The 16,682-nt window shown below is 72.9% G+C and carries 14 protein-coding genes; 8 read left to right on the forward strand and 6 right to left on the reverse strand.

The genetic code is table 11. The features are described 5' to 3' along the window. Positions 1-31 precede the first annotated feature (31 nt). The 6 genes from AB0E19_RS08380 (at position 32) to AB0E19_RS08405 (ending at position 6,979) form a co-directional block, all read left to right on the forward strand. Complete coding sequence (locus tag AB0E19_RS08380; RefSeq protein WP_362175265.1) at positions 32-1,222, forward strand: FAD-dependent oxidoreductase; 1,191 nt, start codon at positions 32-34, stop codon at positions 1,220-1,222. After that, positions 1,219-3,753, forward strand: a complete 2,535-nt coding sequence (nirB, locus tag AB0E19_RS08385) for a nitrite reductase large subunit NirB (protein WP_362175268.1) — start codon at positions 1,219-1,221, stop codon at positions 3,751-3,753. The genes AB0E19_RS08380 and nirB overlap by 4 nt, the downstream gene beginning before the upstream one ends. Then, on the forward strand, positions 3,750-4,106 hold the full coding sequence (nirD, locus tag AB0E19_RS08390; RefSeq protein ID WP_362175271.1) for a nitrite reductase small subunit NirD: 357 nt from the start codon (positions 3,750-3,752) through the stop codon (positions 4,104-4,106). Before nirB ends, nirD begins: the two co-directional genes overlap by 4 nt. Before the next feature lie 38 nt (positions 4,107-4,144). Next, positions 4,145-4,729 (forward strand): helix-turn-helix domain-containing protein, encoded by a 585-nt coding sequence (locus tag AB0E19_RS08395; protein ID WP_362175274.1) that lies wholly within the window; start codon positions 4,145-4,147, stop codon positions 4,727-4,729. Positions 4,730-4,820: 91 nt separating this feature from the next. Beyond that, positions 4,821-6,188 (forward strand): MFS transporter, encoded by a 1,368-nt coding sequence (locus AB0E19_RS08400; RefSeq protein WP_362175277.1) that lies wholly within the window; start codon positions 4,821-4,823, stop codon positions 6,186-6,188. 23 nt (positions 6,189-6,211) lie between these two features. Further along, positions 6,212-6,979, forward strand: a complete 768-nt coding sequence (locus tag AB0E19_RS08405; RefSeq protein ID WP_362175280.1) for an SDR family oxidoreductase — start codon at positions 6,212-6,214, stop codon at positions 6,977-6,979. A 24-nt stretch (positions 6,980-7,003) separates the two neighbouring features. On the opposite strand, the gene AB0E19_RS08410 is transcribed toward AB0E19_RS08405, so the two are convergent. Then, a complete protein-coding gene (locus AB0E19_RS08410; protein WP_362175283.1) occupies positions 7,004-7,417 on the reverse strand; it encodes a VOC family protein in 414 nt (137 codons plus the stop codon). Positions 7,418-7,535: 118 nt separating this feature from the next. Continuing rightward, entirely contained in the window at positions 7,536-8,003 is a 468-nt protein-coding gene (locus AB0E19_RS08415) for a group III truncated hemoglobin (protein ID WP_362175286.1), read from the reverse strand. A gap of 70 nt (positions 8,004-8,073) precedes the next feature. Here AB0E19_RS08415 and AB0E19_RS08420 point away from each other — a divergent pair, with 70 nt between their 5' ends. After that, positions 8,074-8,640 (forward strand): hypothetical protein, encoded by a 567-nt coding sequence (locus tag AB0E19_RS08420; RefSeq protein ID WP_362175289.1) that lies wholly within the window; start codon positions 8,074-8,076, stop codon positions 8,638-8,640. Here the strand turns inward: AB0E19_RS08420 and AB0E19_RS08425 are convergent. Next, positions 8,612-9,640 carry a hypothetical protein gene (locus tag AB0E19_RS08425; protein ID WP_362175292.1) on the reverse strand — a complete coding sequence of 343 codons (1,029 nt, stop codon included), beginning with the start codon at positions 9,638-9,640 and terminating at the stop codon, positions 8,612-8,614. The genes AB0E19_RS08420 and AB0E19_RS08425 overlap by 29 nt on opposite strands. Positions 9,641-9,807: 167 nt before the next feature. Here AB0E19_RS08425 and AB0E19_RS08430 point away from each other — a divergent pair, with 167 nt between their 5' ends. Next, positions 9,808-10,968 carry an alkaline phosphatase PhoX gene (locus tag AB0E19_RS08430; protein WP_362175295.1) on the forward strand — a complete coding sequence of 387 codons (1,161 nt, stop codon included), beginning with the start codon at positions 9,808-9,810 and terminating at the stop codon, positions 10,966-10,968. Here AB0E19_RS08430 and AB0E19_RS08435 read toward each other — a convergent pair. The 3 genes from AB0E19_RS08435 to dusB all read right to left on the reverse strand — a co-directional run bounded on the left by AB0E19_RS08435 (position 10,938) and on the right by dusB (position 16,670). Beyond that, positions 10,938-11,966 (reverse strand): winged helix-turn-helix domain-containing protein, encoded by a 1,029-nt coding sequence (locus tag AB0E19_RS08435; protein ID WP_362175298.1) that lies wholly within the window; start codon positions 11,964-11,966, stop codon positions 10,938-10,940. The two genes, AB0E19_RS08430 and AB0E19_RS08435, sit on opposite strands and share 31 nt — an antisense overlap. 497 nt (positions 11,967-12,463) lie before the next feature. Then, positions 12,464-15,175 carry a pyruvate, phosphate dikinase gene (gene ppdK / locus AB0E19_RS08440; protein WP_362175301.1) on the reverse strand — a complete coding sequence of 904 codons (2,712 nt, stop codon included), beginning with the start codon at positions 15,173-15,175 and terminating at the stop codon, positions 12,464-12,466. A gap of 358 nt (positions 15,176-15,533) precedes the next feature. Then, the gene (dusB, locus tag AB0E19_RS08445) at positions 15,534-16,670 is read right to left on the reverse strand and encodes a tRNA dihydrouridine synthase DusB (protein ID WP_362175305.1); all 1,137 of its coding nucleotides are present in this window, start codon (positions 16,668-16,670) and stop codon (positions 15,534-15,536) included. Between the last annotated feature and the right edge of the window lie 12 nt (positions 16,671-16,682).

Consider the following 16,682-nt stretch of genomic DNA (forward strand, 5'->3'; position numbering starts at 1 on the left):
CGGGAAACACCGGGACCGCACCCTTCCGGGTATGAGTACACGGATCGTGGTGGTCGGAGGCGGAACGGCGGGCCTCCGCCTCGCCCAGCGCCTGCCGGTCACCCTCCTCGGCGAGGAGCCGCACACCCCGTACAACCGGGTGCTGCTCGCCGACGTCCTCGCCGGACGGTACGCCCCCGAGGTCGTCGCCCTGCCCGAACCGCGCGAGCCGGTGCGCCGCGGGGTGCGGGTGGTGGGGATCGACCGGGCGGCCCGGACGGTGGAGTGCTCGGACGGCGAGCTCGTGCCGTACGACCGGCTGGTGCTCGCCACCGGCTCGAACCCGGTGCTGCCGCCGCTGCGCGGTCTGCGCGGGCCGGAGCTCCCCCGGGGCGTCCACTCCTTCCGCACGCTCGACGACTGCCTGGCGCTGCGGGCCGTCGTCCGGCCCGGGGTGCGGGCGGTCGTCGTCGGCGGCGGGCTCCTCGGGGTGTCGGCGGCGCGGGCGCTGGCCGCGCTGGGCGCCGAGGTGGTCCTCACCCAGCAGGGCGAGGGCCTCATGGAGCGGCACCTGGACCCGCACGCCTCCGCGCTGCTCCGGGAGCACCTGGACGGGCTCGGCGTCGAGACGCACACCGAGTGCCGGGTCACTGGCCTGCGGCAGCGGGACGGGGCGGTGACGGCGGTCGAGCTGGCCGACGGCTTCGTCCTGGACGCGCAGGTCGTGGTCCTGGCCTGCGGGGTCCGTCCCCGGGTGGCGCTGGCCCGCGCGGCGGGACTCGACGTCCGCTCCGGCGTCGTCGTCGACGACGAGCTGCGGACCTCGGACCCGTACATCCACGCGATCGGCGACTGCGCCGAGCACGACGGCCGGGTCTACGGCCTGGCCGGCCCGGCGCTCGAACAGGCCGACGTCCTCGCCGACGTGCTGTCCGGCACCGCCGGGCCCCGCTACACCGGCACCCGGGCCCTCACGCGGCTCACCCTCGGCGGCGCGCAGCCGCTGGACCTCGCCGCCTTCGGCGAGGCCACCCCGCGGCCGGGGGACGACGTCGTCCAGCTGGCCGACGCGACCAAGGGCGCCTACCGCAAGGTCGTCGTCCGCGACAACCGGCTCGTCGGGGGCGTCCTCCTCGGCGATCTGGCCGCGGTCGGCGCGCTCGCCCGGGCCTGGGAGGGCGACGAAGCCCTCCCCGAGGCCCCCCTGCTGCACCTGCTCACCCACGACGGAGGCTCCGCATGACCACCCCCACCATCGTCCTGGTCGGCCACGGAATGGTCGGCCAGCGGTTCCTGGAGGCGCTCGCCGACCGGGGCGTCACCGAGCGGGCCCGGATCGTGGTCCTCTGCGAGGAGCCGCGCCCGGCGTACGACCGGGTCCAGCTGACCTCGTACTTCTCCGGGAAGACGCCGGACGACCTGTCGATGGTCGAGGACGGCTTCATGGAGCGGCACGGCATCGAGCTGTACACGGACGAGCCCGTCGTGGGCATCGACCGCGCGGCGCGGACGGTGACCGCCCGCTCCGGCCGGGTCGTCGCCTACGACCACCTGGTGCTGGCCACCGGCTCGTACCCCTTCGTCCCGCCGGTGCCCGGCAAGGACGCCACCGGCTGCTTCGTCTACCGCACGATCGAGGACCTCCTCGCCATCGAGGAGTACGCGAAGACGGCGACGACGGGCGCCGTGGTCGGCGGCGGTCTGCTGGGCCTGGAGGCGGCCGGCGCGCTGAAGGGCCTCGGGCTCGACACCCACATCGTGGAGTTCGCGCCGCGCCTCATGCCGGTGCAGGTCGACGAGGGCGGCGGCGCGGCGCTGCTGCGGACGATCGAGCAGATGGGGCTGACCGTGCACACCGGCACGGGCACCCAGGAGGTCGTGACGGCCGACGGGTCCGTGACCGGCATGAAGCTGTCGGACGGCGCCGAACTCGCCGTCGACATGGTGGTGTTCTCGGCGGGCGTGCGCCCCCGGGACCAGCTGGCGCGCGACTGCGGGCTCGACGTGGGCGAGCGCGGCGGCATCGCCGTCGACGCGCACTGCCGCACCTCCGACCCGGCGGTCTTCGCGATCGGCGAGTGCGCGCTCGCCGCGGACGGCCGGGTCTACGGCCTGGTCGCGCCGGGGTACGAGATGGCGCAGACGGTGGCCTCGGTGCTCGCCGAGGAGGAGCCCGGCGACGGCTTCACCGGCGCCGACCTGTCGACCAAGCTGAAGCTGCTCGGCGTGGACGTCGCCTCCTTCGGCGACGCGCACGGCACCACCGAGGGCTGCCTCGACGTCGTCTACTCCGACTCCCGCGCCGGCGTCTACAAGAAGCTGGTGGTGGACGGCGAGGGCCGGCTCCTCGGCGGCGTCCTGGTCGGCGACGCCGAGTCGTACGGCCTGCTGCGTCCGATGACCGGCACCAAGCCGCCGGTCTCCCCCGAGCAGCTGGTGCTTCCGGCGGGCGCGGGCGCGCCGGTGGCGCTCGGCCCGTCCGCGCTGCCGGACGACGCCGTCATCTGCTCCTGCCACAACGTGACCAAGCACGCGATCGGTCAGTGCACCTCGCTGCCCGAGGTGAAGAAGTGCACCAAGGCCGGCACGGGCTGCGGCAGTTGCGTGAAGGTCATCGAGAAGCTGCTGCCGAAGGCGGCCGACAAGGGCCTCTGCGGCTGCTTCCCGTACTCCCGCAGCGAGCTCTACGAGATCGCCCGCACCCTGCGGGTGACCTCCTTCGCCGCGCTGCTCGACTCGCACGGCCGGGACGGCGCGAAGGGCGGCGAGGGCTGCGAGGTCTGCAAGCCGACCGTCGGCTCGATCCTCGCCTCGCTCGCGCCGGCGATCGGCCTGGGCGGCTACATCCTCGACGGCGAGCAGGCCGCGCTCCAGGACACCAACGACCACCACCTCGCCAACCTCCAGCGCAACGGCTCCTATTCGGTGGTCCCCCGCATCCCCGGCGGCGAGATCACCCCGGAGAAGCTGATCGTGATCGGCGAGGTGGCCCGCGACTACGGCCTCTACACGAAGATCACCGGCGGTCAGCGGATCGACCTCTTCGGCGCCCGCGTCGACCAGCTCCCGGCGATCTGGACCCGCCTGGTGGACGCCGGCTTCGAGTCCGGCCACGCCTACGGCAAGGCGCTGCGCACCGTGAAGTCCTGCGTGGGGCAGACCTGGTGCCGCTACGGCGTCCAGGACTCGGTGAAGATGGCCATCCAGCTCGAACTGCGCTACCGGGGCCTGCGCGCCCCGCACAAGCTGAAGTCGGCGGTCTCCGGCTGTGCCCGCGAGTGCGCCGAGGCCCAGTCGAAGGACTTCGGCGTGATCGCCACGGCGAACGGCTGGAACCTGTACGTCGGCGGCAACGGCGGCGCGACCCCGCGCCACGCCGACCTGCTGGCCCAGGACCTGTCGGACGCGGAACTGATCCGGCTCATCGACCGGTTCCTGATGTTCTACATCCGGACGGCGGACCGCCTGGAGCGGACGTCGGTGTGGCTGGAGCGCCTGGAGGGCGGGCTCGACCACCTCCGGGACGTGATCGTGAAGGACTCGCTGGGCCTCTGCGACGAGCTGGAGGGCCTGATGGCGGCGCACGTCGCCGACTACCAGGACGAGTGGGCGCAGACCCTGGACGACCCGGAGCGGCTGCGGCGCTTCGTCTCCTTCGTGAACGCGCCGGAGACGCCCGACCCGACGGTGCGCTTCGTGCCGGAGCGCGACCAGATCAAGCCCGACCTCACGATCCTGACGATCGGCACCCTGGAAGGAGCCACATCCCGATGACGACACCGACGACACCGACGACACCGACGAGCCTCGAACTCTCCCCGGCCCCCGACGCCTGGATGACGGTCTGCGAGGAGGCCCGGCTCACCCCGGGCCGGGGCCTGGCGGCGCTGCTGCCGGACGGCCGGCAGGCGGCGGTCTTCCGGGACCGGGCGGGGCGGGCGTACGCGATCGACAACCGCGACCCCTTCACTGGGGCGCAGGTGCTGTCCCGGGGGCTGCTCGGGACGGCGGACGGGCGGCCGTTCGTGGCCTCGCCGCTGCTGAAGCAGCGCTTCGACCTGGAGACGGGGCGGTGCCTGGACGACGACGAGGTGACGGTGGCGGTCTATCCGGTCCGCACCATCTAGCTTGACCGATCGTTCCAGAAAGGCGTACTGTCCACCACGTGGCCAGGACCAAGGAATTCGATCCCGAGGCCGCGCTCCAGGCAGCGCTCGACCTGTTCTGGGCGCGCGGCTACGAGGCGACGTCGATGGCGGACCTCGTGGAGCGCCTCGGGATCGGCCGGGCCAGCATCTACGCGACCTTCGGCAACAAGCACGAGCTCTACCTGAAGGCGATGGACCGCTATCTGGAGACCCGGGACCCGGGTCTCGTCGAGGAGCTGTCCGCGCCGGGCCCGGCACTGCCGGCCGTCCGGGCGCTCGTCCGCCGCTTCGCCGCCGAGGCGACGGCGGAGGGCCTGCGCCTGACCGGCTGTTTCGTCACCAACTCGGCGGCGGAGCTGGCCCCGCGCGATCCGGTGGTGGCCCGCCGGGTCGAGCTCAGCTGGGAACAGATCGAGACCCTCCTGCATTCGGCGCTCACCCGGGCCCGCGCCCAGGGGGAACTGCCGGAGGGCCGCGATCCGCGCACCCTCTCCCGGATGCTCCTGGTCCTGCTCCAGGGGATCCGGGTGGTCGGGAAGGCGTCGACGGACCCGGCCAGGGTCCGGGACGCGGCGGAGGAGGCCCTGCGGCTGCTCGACTGAGCGGCCGGAAGGACGGGCGCCCTTGAGGGGCGCCTTTTCTCGGCGTTCATTCTGGAATGAACGGTCAAGTACAGATGATACGGGGGACGGCATGACGACGTACGAGGAAACAGCGGCACCGATCACGCCCCCAGGGGACGGCCGGGCCGCCCGCCGGGGGTTCGCGCTGCTCGGGACCGTGCAGGCGACGCTCATCTTCACGCTCGCCTCGCTCGCCGTGCCGCTCCCCCGGATCGCCGCCGAATTCGGCCTGGACCAAGGGAGGCTGATCCTCCTCAGCGCCGCGTACGGACTGACCTTCGCCGGACTCCTACTGCTCGGCGGACGGCTCGCCGACCGGTACGGCGCCCGGCGGGCGCTCACCGCCGGACTGCTCCTCTTCGCCGCCGCCTCCGCGCTCGCCCCGCTCGCCACCGGATACGCCGCCCTGCTCGGCGCCCGCTTCGCGCAGGGCGCCGGCGCCGCGCTCGTCGCCCCGGCCGCGATGGGCGCGCTGCGCGCCCTGTACCCCGAACCCGCCGCGTACGGGCGGGCGATGGGCACCTGGGGCGGCCTCTCCGTCCTCGGCGCCACCGCCGGGAACCTGCTCTCCGGCGCCATCACCGCCGCCGCCTCCTGGCGCGCCTCCTTCGCCGTGCCGGTCGCCGTCGCGCTCGCCGCCCTGCTCCTCACGCCCCGGCTGCTGCCCGCCACCCCGCCCGGCCGGGACCGCGCCCTCGACCTGCCGGGCGCCCTGCTCGCCACCGCCGGGATCGTGCTCGCCAGCACCGGACTGGTGCTGACCGACGCCCATCCGTGGGGCTCCGCGCCCGTCCTCGTACCGCTGCTCGGCGGGCTCGCCCTGCTCGCCGGCTTCGCCCGCGCCGAGCGCCGGGCCCCCGACCCGCTGCTCCCGCCGGACTTCCTGCGGGACCGGCGGCGGCTCCTCGGGCTCGCCGCGATCGCGCTCACCGCCGCCGGCACGGCCACCGTCTTCGTCCTGCTCTCGCTCGACCTCCAGCGGCAGCGCGGCTACTCGGCGGCCCTCACCTCCGCCGCCTTCGTGCCCTTCGCCGCCGCGCTGCTCGGCGCCGGCCGGCTCGCGGGGCCGCTGCTCGGCCGGTACGGGCCCGGCCGGGTCACCGCCGCCGGACTCGGCACGGCGGGCGCCGGGCTCGCGCTGCTCGCGGCCGGCACGACCGACCCCGCCCTCCCGTACGCGTACGGGCTGCTGCCCGGGCTGCTCCTGCTGCCCGCCGGCGGGGCGCTCTCCTTCGCGGCCGCCGCCGTCCTCGCCACCGAACGGGTCCCGGCCGACCGGGCCGGACTCGCCGGCGGCGTCCTGAACACGGCGATGGAGCTCGGGCCGACCGTGCTCTTCGCCGCCCTGCTCACCCTCGGCGGCTCCGCCGCGCCGCTCGCCGCGGCGGCGGCGCTCTTCGCCGCCCTCGCCGTCCTCACCGTCCGTCTCGCCAAGTGACCATCGATTCCAGGGGAGTTCCCATGTCCGCAGCCGCCCGCTTCACCGGCCGTTCCGTCCTCGTCACCGGCGCCGGCTCCGGCCTCGGCCGCGAGATCGCCCGCGCCTTCGCCGCCGAGGGCGCGAGGGTGGTGGCCGCGGGGCGCACCGCCGCGGCCCTCGACGCGACCGTGGCCCTGATCGAGGCCGAGGGCGGTACCGCCACCGCCGTCACCGCCGACGTCACGGACCCCGCGTCCGCCCGCGCGCTGGTCCGGCGCACGGTGGAGACGTACGGCGGGCTCGACGTCGCCGTCAACAACGCGGGGATCTTCCGGGGCGGGCACAGCGCCGCCGACTTCCCCCTCGACGACTGGCAGGCCCTGCTCGACACCAACGTCACCGGTGTCCTGAACGCCCTCCAGGCCGAGGTCGGCCACATGCGGGCGCACGGCGGCGGGGCGATCGTCAACATCTCGTCCAACCTGGGCGCGCACGTCCGGATCCCGGGCGTCTTCGGCTACCAGGTCTCCAAGGCGGCCGTCTCTGCCCTCACCCGCGCCGCGGCCCGCGACCACATCGCCGACGGGGTGCGGATCAACGCGGTCAGCCCCGGCGCCTCGGAGTCCACGATGTCGCTGCTGCCCGGCGAGAGCGAGGCCGAGCGGGAGCTCCGGATGAAGGAGCAGTCGCCGCTCGGCCGGATCACCTCGGCCGCCGAGGTCGCGGCGGCCGTCCTCCACCTCGCGTCGGACGCGGCGGGCTCCACCGTCGGCGCGGACCTGGTGGTCGACGGAGGCGTCTCCGCCTGAGCCCTCCGCCCCCGGAGCGCCCGCTCAGCCCTGGGCGGCCTCCTGGTCCATCCAGAAGACCTCCCAGTGGTGGCCGTCCGGGTCGGCGAAGGAGCGGCCGTACATGAAGCCCATGTCCATGGCCTCCTTCGCCGGGCTGCCGCCCACCTCCAGGGCCCGGTCGGCCAGTTCGTCGGCCTTCTCGCGGCTCTCGGCGTTCAGGGTCAGCATCACCTGGGTGGTGGCGGCGGCGTCGGCCACCGCCTTGCCGGGGGCCATGAAGCCGGCGAACTTCTCCTCGGTGAGCAGCATGACGAAGATGGTGTCGCTGACCACCACACAGGCGGCGGTGTCGTCGCTGAACTGCGGGTTGATCGAGTAGCCGAGCTTCTCGTAGAAGGCCTTGCTGACGTCGAGGTCCTTCACGGGCAGGTTCACGAAGATCATCTGCGGGGCCATGGTGTGCTCTCTTCTCCGTCGTGCGGTCCGCCGTGCGGTTCCGTCGTGTGCGGTGCTTTCGGAAGGAGAGACGGGCCGGGCGGCCGGGACTCATCGCTCCCCGGAGAAGTTTTTTCGATCAGGCGGCCGCGCGCAGGGCGAGCGCCGCCAGCGGGACGAACCCGCCGGTCCCGCCGGCGGCCGCCTCGGCCTGCGCGCCGGGGCCGCCGAGCCGCTTCAGCATCGAGACGGCGATCCGCTCCCCCGTCGCCTTGGCCCGGTCCGCGAGCGGACCCCGGTGGAGCCCGTCGACGGTGGCGTGCCAGAGCTGCACCCAGCGGCCGAAGTGGGCCGGGGTGAGCGGGCGGGCCGAGTGCAGCGCGGCGTGCGGGGCGAAGGCGTCCCGCCCGTACACGGCCGTGCGGAACAGGGCCCGCTCCCAGAAGTCGGCGATGCGCGGGAGGTGGACCTCCAGGTCGGTGCCGGCGACCTCGGTGAAGAACGGGCCGATGAGGGGGTCGGCGAAGGCGGCCGCGTAGAAGCGGCGCAGCAGCACGTCGAGGTCGTCGCGGCCGCCGATGTCGGCGGGCTCCCGGGTTTCGCGCATGCGCCCAGTCTGCCGGGCGGAGACGTCCTCCCCCAGTGCCGAAGGTCCCCGCCGGGGATAGCTTCGGACCATGAGCACCGGCAAGCGCATCACCGAGAAGCTCTCGGACGAGGCCCTGACGGCGGCGACCGGCCGGGGCTGGGCGGAGTGGTTCGCCCGGCTCGACGCCTGGGGCGCGACCGCCCGCACCCACACCGAGATCGCCCGCCACCTCGTCGACGACGAGGGCGTCGGCGGCTGGCACGCCCAGTCGGTGACCGTCGGCTACGAGCAGGAACGGGGCCTGCGGGAGGTCGGCCAGTCCGGCGACGGCGACTGGCAGGCGAGCGCGAGCAGGACCGTGGCCGCCCCCGCCGCCCGGGTCACGGACGCCTTCGTCGACCCGGAGCTGCGCCGCCGCTGGCTGCCGGACGGCGGTCTGGAGCTCCGCACCCACCGGCCCGGGAGGTCCCTCACGGCCGACTGGGAGGGCGGCCCGAGCCGGATCGCGGTCCATCTGACACCGAAGGGCGAGACGAAGACCCTGGTGGGCCTCGGCCACCTGAAACTGCCGGACGCGGCGGCGGTGGCGGCGTCCAAGGAGTTCTGGCGCGACCGGCTGACCGCCCTCAAGACCCTGCTCGAGTCCAGCGGCTGAGGGTGCCGCCCGCCCGGTCGCGGGTGAGCCAGGTGCCGTCGCCGAGGGGACGGACGTAGCCGGTGACCGGTTCGGGATAGGCGACGCGGCCGAGCACGCGCAGGTCGCCGTCGAGGAGCCAGTGGCCCGGGCCGTCCTCGTCGCCGTCGGTCTCGGCCAGGGCGAGCACGGTGTCCGCGTCGACGTGGCCCGCGCACCAGTCCCAGGACACGGCGCCGGTGCGGTGCGGCGCCTCCTCCGCGAGCACCTCGCCGTCGAGGCCGTGGACCTGGAGGTCCGCCCCGTTGTGCTCGACGGTGAGGAGGCGGCCCCGGTCGGGGTGGACGTCGAGCAGGATCCGGTCGAGGCCCTCGTTGAGGTCGCGCACGACGATCCCGTCGCCGTCCCGGCGGGCCCAGTACAGCAGGCAGCCGTCCTGCCCCATGCCGACGGAGAGGGCGATGTGCTCCCCGTCGGGCAGGGCGAGCTGGTACGAGCCCGAGGCGACGCTCTCCTCCAGCGGGATCCGGCCGGCCTCGCGTCCGTCCCGGGCGTCGAGCACGACCCACCGCTCCGGCCCGTCCTCCCCGACGACATGGGCCCAGACGTGCCGCCCGTCGGCGGAGACCAGCACCGAGCCGTGCTCCAGGCCGTAGCAGACCTGCTGCTCGTCGCCGGTGTGCGGGTGGCCGACCACGGGGCCCCAGCAGCCGTGCCGGTACTCCCACAGCGTGCGCCCGTCCGCGGCCACCGCCCGGACGGCCCGCTGGCCGGAGAAGACGGCGAAGCCCAGGTCCGGGGCGACCGCGTCGACCCCCCGGTCCCAGCCCGGCCAGGGCGCCGGGAAGACCGCGACGGGCTCCGGCGCCCCGGAGAAGAGCCCGGCCGGCCGGTGGACCTCCAGGCGGTCGCTCCGCCGCAGCGCGAGGCCGCCCGCGCCGGCCGCGCGGACCGGGCCGTCCACGAGGTCCGCCGCACCCGGCAGCCGTACCGATCCGAGCAACTGCGCGGTGATCGTCATGGCGCGAACCTAGCGTCCGCCCCCGACAGCGACTCCCCCGCCCCTCCCGCGCCCCTTCCCCGTCACCGTTTGTTGATGCACAGTCAACTCCGCCCTCCTAGATTCCCCTCGCGCGGCCCCGCCGCTGACCGTGCGGCGGGCGGTCACCACACCCCTGGAGAGAAGACGTGGAGCGACGCAGTTTCCTGCGTGGAGCGGTCATCGGCACGTCGGCGGCCGCCTTCGGCGGCACCCTGATGGCGGGCGCCGCCTACGCGGCCCCCGCCCAGCCCGGCGCCGGCCCCTACGGCGCGCTCGGCGCGGCGGACGCGAACGGCATCATGCTGCCGGCCGGGTTCACCAGCCGGATCGTCGCCCGCTCGGGACAGACCGTCCCCGGCACCTCGTACACCTGGCACAACGCCCCCGACGGCGGCGCCTGCTACGCCGACGGCACCGGCTGGATCTACGTCTCCAACTCGGAGATCAACCCGAGCGGCGGCGCCGGCGCGCTGCGGTTCTCCTCCTCCGGCACCGTCACCGGCGCCTACCGCATCCTGTCCGACACCCGGCAGAACTGCGCGGGCGGCAAGACCCCGTGGAACACCTGGCTCTCCTGCGAGGAGGTCAGCCTCGGCTACGTCTACGAGACCGACCCGTACGGCGTGAACGCGGCCGTCCGCCGGGACGCCATGGGCCGCTTCAAGCACGAGGCCGCCGCGGCCGACCCGGTCCGCAAGGTCGTCTACCTGACCGAGGACGAGTCGGACGGCTGCTTCTACCGGTTCATACCGAACACCTGGGGCAACCTCTCCTCCGGCACCCTCCAGGTCCTCAAGGCCGGCACGGCCACCTCCGGCTCCTTCACCTGGCAGAACGTGCCGGACCCGGACGGCTCCCCGACCACCACCCGCACCCAGGTCTCCGGCGCGAAGAAGTTCAGCGGCGGCGAGGGCTGCCACTACGCCGACGACAAGGTCTGGTTCACCACCAAGGGCGACAACCGCCTCTGGCAGCTGAACCTCACGAACAGCACCTACGAGCTCGCCTACGACGACTCGCTGGTGCCCGGCGGCGCCGCCCCGCTCACCGGCGTGGACAACGTCACCGGCGCCTCCTCCGGCGACCTGTACATCGCCGAGGACGGGGGCAACATGGAGATCTGCCTGATCACGCCGGACGACACCGTCGCGCCCTTCCTGCGGATCACCGGCCAGTCCGGCTCCGAGATCACCGGACCGGCCTTCTCGCCCGACGGCACGCGGCTGTACTTCTCCAGCCAGCGCGGCACCTCGGGCAGCTCCTCGGGCGGCATCACCTACGAGGTGACCGGCCCGTTCCGCGCGTAACAGCGCTCCTCACGGCGCCGCTGGGTCCCGCCTCCCCCGAGGAGCGCGGCGCCCAGCGGCGTCAGCGTGTGCAGCACCGCGTTCCCGTGCCGCAGGGTCGCGATCAGCCCGGCGTCCCGCAGCACGCCGGTGTGCTGACTCGCCGAGGCGAGCGAGACCCCGGCCCGGCGGGCCAGCTCACTGGTCGTCCCGCCGTCCCCGATGGCCTGGAGGACCTCCGCGCGCGTCTGGCCCACCAGCTTCGCCAGCGAGGAGACGCCGGGCGGCCGGACCGTCGGCGCCTCCCCGTGGGTCACCGGGTAGACGAGCACCGGCGGCAGCGCCGGGTCCCGCAGCATCACCGGCGTCCCCCGGCAGAAGTACGAGGGCTGGAGCAGCAGCCCCCGCCCGTCCAGGTGCACGTCCCGGTCGACCGGGTACGTCGCCTCCAGGACCGGCGCCCGCCAGCTCAGCATCGGCGGCAGCGAGCCGAGGAGCTCCTCCGCGCCGCCGTCCAGGACGGCCCGGCCCCGGCGCGCCCGGTCCGCCTCCACCCGGGCCCGGATGTGCGCCCAGTACGGCTCCACGGCCGCCCGGTGGTAGCTGCGCAGCGCCCCGAGGAGCCGGTCGAAGGGCTCCGGGCCGCCGTCGGCGAGGGCCCGCAGCGAGTGCGGCACGGTGCGGCCGCCCGACCGGTCGGCGGCCAGCAGGGAGAGCTCCGAGCGGAGCCGGCCGGAGGGCGTCGCGCGGACCGCCCCGAGCCCGTCGTCGAGGCCGTGGAGGCCCTCCGCCGGGGTGAGGAAGTCGGGAAAATAGCCGCGGCTCGGGACGAGGGCGGCGAGCAGCCGGGTCTCCCCGCCGAGCCGCGCCCTGGTTTCCGTGCGCCATCCGCCGAACACGACCGGGCCACGCCGGTCCCTTAAACGGTGAAAGCTGAGAATCGTTTCCCACAGGACGTCAGGACGGGCGGCGATCCGCACCCCCGCCAGATCGTCCGCAGTGAAATGAATACGAAGCATGAAGTCCCCACCTGTGCACTCGCAACCACCCCGCGATCGAGTATGCACACCATCACAGCACGTTACCAGGGTGTTTCAGCCACAGATGAAAAGCATCGCGGCGAACACAGCCCAACGGAAATGCTGTGCGGGTCGGGCAGGAAACCTTCAGGACCGAGGTGACGTGGTGAAGACCGTGGGGGGCTTTGCCCGTCCGGCGGCGGTCGGCGAGGGTTGCGGCTCACCTGCCCGACACAGTGAAAAGGGAGCGGCCCCCGGGTGGGGATCCGGGGGCCGCGACCGAAACGCCCGCAAACACAGACGTTCAATTTCCAATAATTCAATGCGGACGTAATTACGCATGAATCTGACGTGAAAACGACGGGACGGACACCTCCGCACAAGGTGTCCGTCCCGTCCTTTTCGGTTCCGGGGCCGCCGTCCGCCGGTGAGGGTTCGGAAGGGATGGCCGACGGCGGCCCCGGGGGCTTCGCGGGGCCCCGCGGGGCCCCTCGGGGTCAGCGGCTGTCGCTGCCCTTCGCCTCGGCGGCCGCGCGGCCGGCCTCCAGGCGCGCCACCGGGATCCGGAACGGCGAGCAGGAGACGTAGTCGAGGCCGACCTCGTGGAAGAAGTGCACCGACTCCGGGTCGCCGCCGTGCTCGCCGCAGACGCCGAGCTTGATGTCGGGGCGGGTGGCCCGGCCGGCCTGGACCGCGGAGCGGACCAGGGCGCCGACGCCGTCCTTGTCGATGGTCTCGAAGGGGCTGACGCCGAAGATGCCCTTCTCCAGGTACGCGGTGAAGAAGCTGGCCTCCACGTCGTCGCGGGAGAAGCCCCAGACCGTCTGGGTGAGGTCGTTGGTGCCGAAGGAGAAGAACTCGGCGGCCTCGGCGATCTGGCCGGCGGTGACGGCCGCGCGGGGCAGCTCGATCATGGTGCCGAGCGCCAGCTTCAGCTCCACGCCGGTCTCCGCCACGACCTCGGCGATGACCTTCTCGGCGTCCTCGCGGACGATCTCCAGCTCCTGGACGGTGCCGACGAGCGGGATCATGATCTCGACGCGCGGGTCGCCCTTGGCGTCGATCCGCTGGGCCGCGGCCTCGGCGATCGCCCGGACCTGCATGGTGAACAGGCCGGGGATGACCAGGCCGAGGCGGACGCCGCGCAGACCCAGCATCGGGTTCTGCTCGTGCAGCCGGTGCACGGCCTGGAGCAGGCGCAGGTCGTTCTCGTGCGGCTCCTTGCGGGACTCGGCGAGGGCGACGCGCACCGAGAGCTCGGTGATGTCGGGCAGGAACTCGTGGAGCGGCGGGTCGAGCAGGCGGACCGTGACCGGCAGCCCGTCCATCGCCTCGAAGAGCTCGACGAAGTCGGTCTTCTGGAGCGGCAGCAGCGCCTTGAGGGCGTCGTCGCGCTCGGCGTCGGTGTCGGCCAGGATCAGCCGCTCGACGTACTGGCGGCGCTCGCCGAGGAACATGTGCTCGGTGCGGCACAGGCCGATGCCCTGGGCGCCGAAGCGGCGGGCGCGGGAAGCGTCCTCGGCGTTGTCGGCGTTGGCGCGGACGCGCAGCCGGCGGACGCGGTCGGCGTAGGCCATGATCCGGTGGACGGCCTGGACCAGCTCGTCGGCGTCGTCGGCGCCGGCGTGCATCCGGCCCTCGAAGTACTCGACGACCGGGGACGGTACGACGGGTACCTCGCCGAGGTACACCTTGCCGGTGGAGCCGTCGATGGAGACGACGTCGCCCTCCTCGATGACCGCGCCGGAGGCGGTGGTCATGCGGCGGCGCTTGGTGTCGACCTCCAGCTCCTCGGCGCCGCAGACACAGGTCTTGCCCATGCCGCGGGCGACGACGGCGGCGTGCGAGGTCTTGCCGCCGCGCGAGGTCAGGATGCCCTCGGCGGCGATCATGCCGTCCAGGTCGTCCGGGTTGGTCTCGCGGCGGATCAGGATGACCTTCTCGCCCGAGCGGGACCACTTGACGGCCGTGTACGAGTCGAAGACGGCCTTGCCGACGGCCGCGCCCGGGGAGGCGGCGATGCCGCGGCCGATCTGCTCGACCTTCGCGTTCTCGTCGAACTTGGGGAACATCAGCTGGGCCAGCTGGGCGCCGTTGACGCGCTGGAGCGCCTCGGCCTCGTCGATGAGGCCCTGGTCCACGAGCTGGGTCGCGATGCGGAAGGCGGCACCGGCGGTGCGCTTGCCGACGCGGGTCTGGAGCATCCAGAGCTGGCCGCGCTCGATGGTGAACTCGATGTCGCAGAGATCCTTGTAGTGGGTCTCCAGCGTGCTCATGATCTCCATGAGCTGGTCGTACGACGTCTTGTCGATCGACTCCAGCTCGGCGAGCGGCACGGTGTTGCGGATGCCGGCGACGACGTCCTCGCCCTGCGCGTTCTGCAGGTAGTCGCCGTACACGCCCTCGTGGCCGGAGGCGGGGTCGCGGGTGAAGGCGACGCCGGTGCCGGAGTCCGGGCCGAGGTTGCCGAAGACCATGGAGCAGACGTTGACGGCGGTGCCGAGGTCGCCGGGGATGCGCTCCTGGCGGCGGTACAGCTTCGCGCGGTCGGTGTTCCACGAGTTGAAGACGGCCTCGATGGCGAGGTCCATCTGCTCGCGCGGGTCCTGCGGGAAGTCGCGGCCGGTCTCGGCCTTCACGATCCCCTTGAACCGCTCGACGACCTTCTTGAGGTCGGCGGCGTCCAGATCGGTGTCGCTGGCGACCTTCTTCTCGGCCTTGGCCTCGTCCAGGGCGTCCTCGAAGAGCTCGCCCTCGACGCCGAGGACGGTCTTGCCGAACATCTGGATGAGACGGCGGTACGAGTCCCAGGCGAAGCGCTCGTTGTCGGCCTGGCGGGCGAGACCGGTGACGGACTCGTCGGAGAGGCCGATGTTGAGGACCGTGTCCATCATGCCCGGCATGGAGAACTTGGCGCCCGAGCGGACCGAGACCAGGAGCGGGTCGTCCGCCTGGCCGAGCTTCTTGCCCATCTTCCGCTCAAGGGCGTCGAGGTGGGCCGTGACCTCGTCGCGCAGGGCGACGGGCTCCGAGCCGGACTCGAGGTAGACCTTGCACGCCTCGGTGGTGATCGTGAAGCCGGGAGGGACCGGAAGACCGAGGTTGGTCATCTCGGCGAGGTTGGCTCCCTTGCCACCGAGCAGGTCCTTCAGGTCCCTGTTGCCCTCGGTGAAGTCGTACACGAACTTCTGATCATTGTTTTCCGACACGGGTCTCGACTCCTCGACGACTCGGTTGGCTGCCCTGACGGCGAGGAACATACCCAGATCGAAGGCTTCTGGGGAGGTACGCCTACCGGTCACGCAGTCGTAACCACCCGTCCGCCCCCACTTCGAAAGTTACCGAGGCGAAGCTTCCGTATTCACGCCCCGAAGCCCGCTTGACCCAATCCAGGGACAACATGCTCAGATGAGCGGCTTCACTGCGCATTTGTGTTCAACTCTTGAACGCAAAAGGGGTGGCACCCAGTGCCACCCCTTCAAGGCGTACAGCCCTCGTTAACCTGCTCATCTGAGCACCACCCCCCTCAAGGGTGGCGAGGATCACTCGCCCGGTCGCCCGGAAATCTCAGCCCCCGGACGTGTCGAGCTCCGCGTCCTCGCTGACTCCGGCGCAGTCGTACGGGTCCTTCAGCCAGCCGTCCGGCAGGACGACCCGGTTGTTTCCGGACGTACGGCCCCGGGGGCCGTCCGCCCCCACCGGCCACGGCTGGTCCAGGTCCAGCTCGCTCAACTGAGCGCGCAGCTCGTCCAGGGACGAGGTGATCGCGAGGCGCTTGCGCATCTCCGAACCGACCGCGAACCCCTTCAGGTACCAGGCCACGTGCTTGCGGAAGTCGATGACACCGCGCGACTCGTCGCCGATCCACTCCCCGAGCAGCGTCGCGTGCCGCACCATCACCTCCGCGACCTCCCGGAGCCCCGGCGTCCGGTACCCCCCGGTGCCCTCCAGGCCCGCGACCAGGTCCGCGAAGAGCCAGGGCCGGCCGAGGCAGCCGCGGCCCACGACCACGCCGTCGCAGCCGGTCTCGCGCATCATCCGCACCGCGTCGTCCGCCGACCAGATGTCGCCGTTGCCGAGCACCGGGATCTCCGGCACGTGCTCCTTGAGCCGCGCGATCGCGTCCCAGTCGGCCGTGCCGCCGTAGTGCTGCGCTGCCGTCCGCCCGTGGAGGGCGATCGCCGTCACGCCCTCCTCGACCGCGATCCGGCCCGCGTCGAGGTAGGTGATGTGGTCGTCGTCGATGCCCTTGCGCATCTTCATCGTGACCGGCAGGTCCCCGGCGTTCGTCACGGCCTCGTGGAGGATCGCGCGCAGCAGCGGCCGCTTGTACGGCAGCGCGGAGCCGCCGCCCTTGCGGGTCACCTTGGGCACCGGGCAGCCGAAGTTCAGGTCGATGTGGTCGGCGAGGTCCTCGTCGACGATCATCCGCACCGCCTTGCCGACGGTGACCGGATCCACCCCGTACAGCTGGATCGACCGCGGCTTCTCGGTCTCGTCGAAGTGGATGAGCTGCATCGTCTTCTCGTTGCGCTCCACCAGCGCCCGAGTCGTGATCATCTCGCTCACGAACAGCCCCTTGCCGCCGCTGAACTCGCGGCAGAGGGTCCGGAAGGGGGCGTTGGTGATGCCGGCCATGGGCGCGAGCACCACCGGGGGCTGCACGAGGTGCGGGCCGATGGAGAGGGGGGAGAACGCGGTCATGGCCCCATTGTC

This window comes from Streptomyces sp. NPDC047974 (assembly GCF_040653375.1).
Lineage (GTDB): Bacteria > Actinomycetota > Actinomycetes > Streptomycetales > Streptomycetaceae > Streptomyces.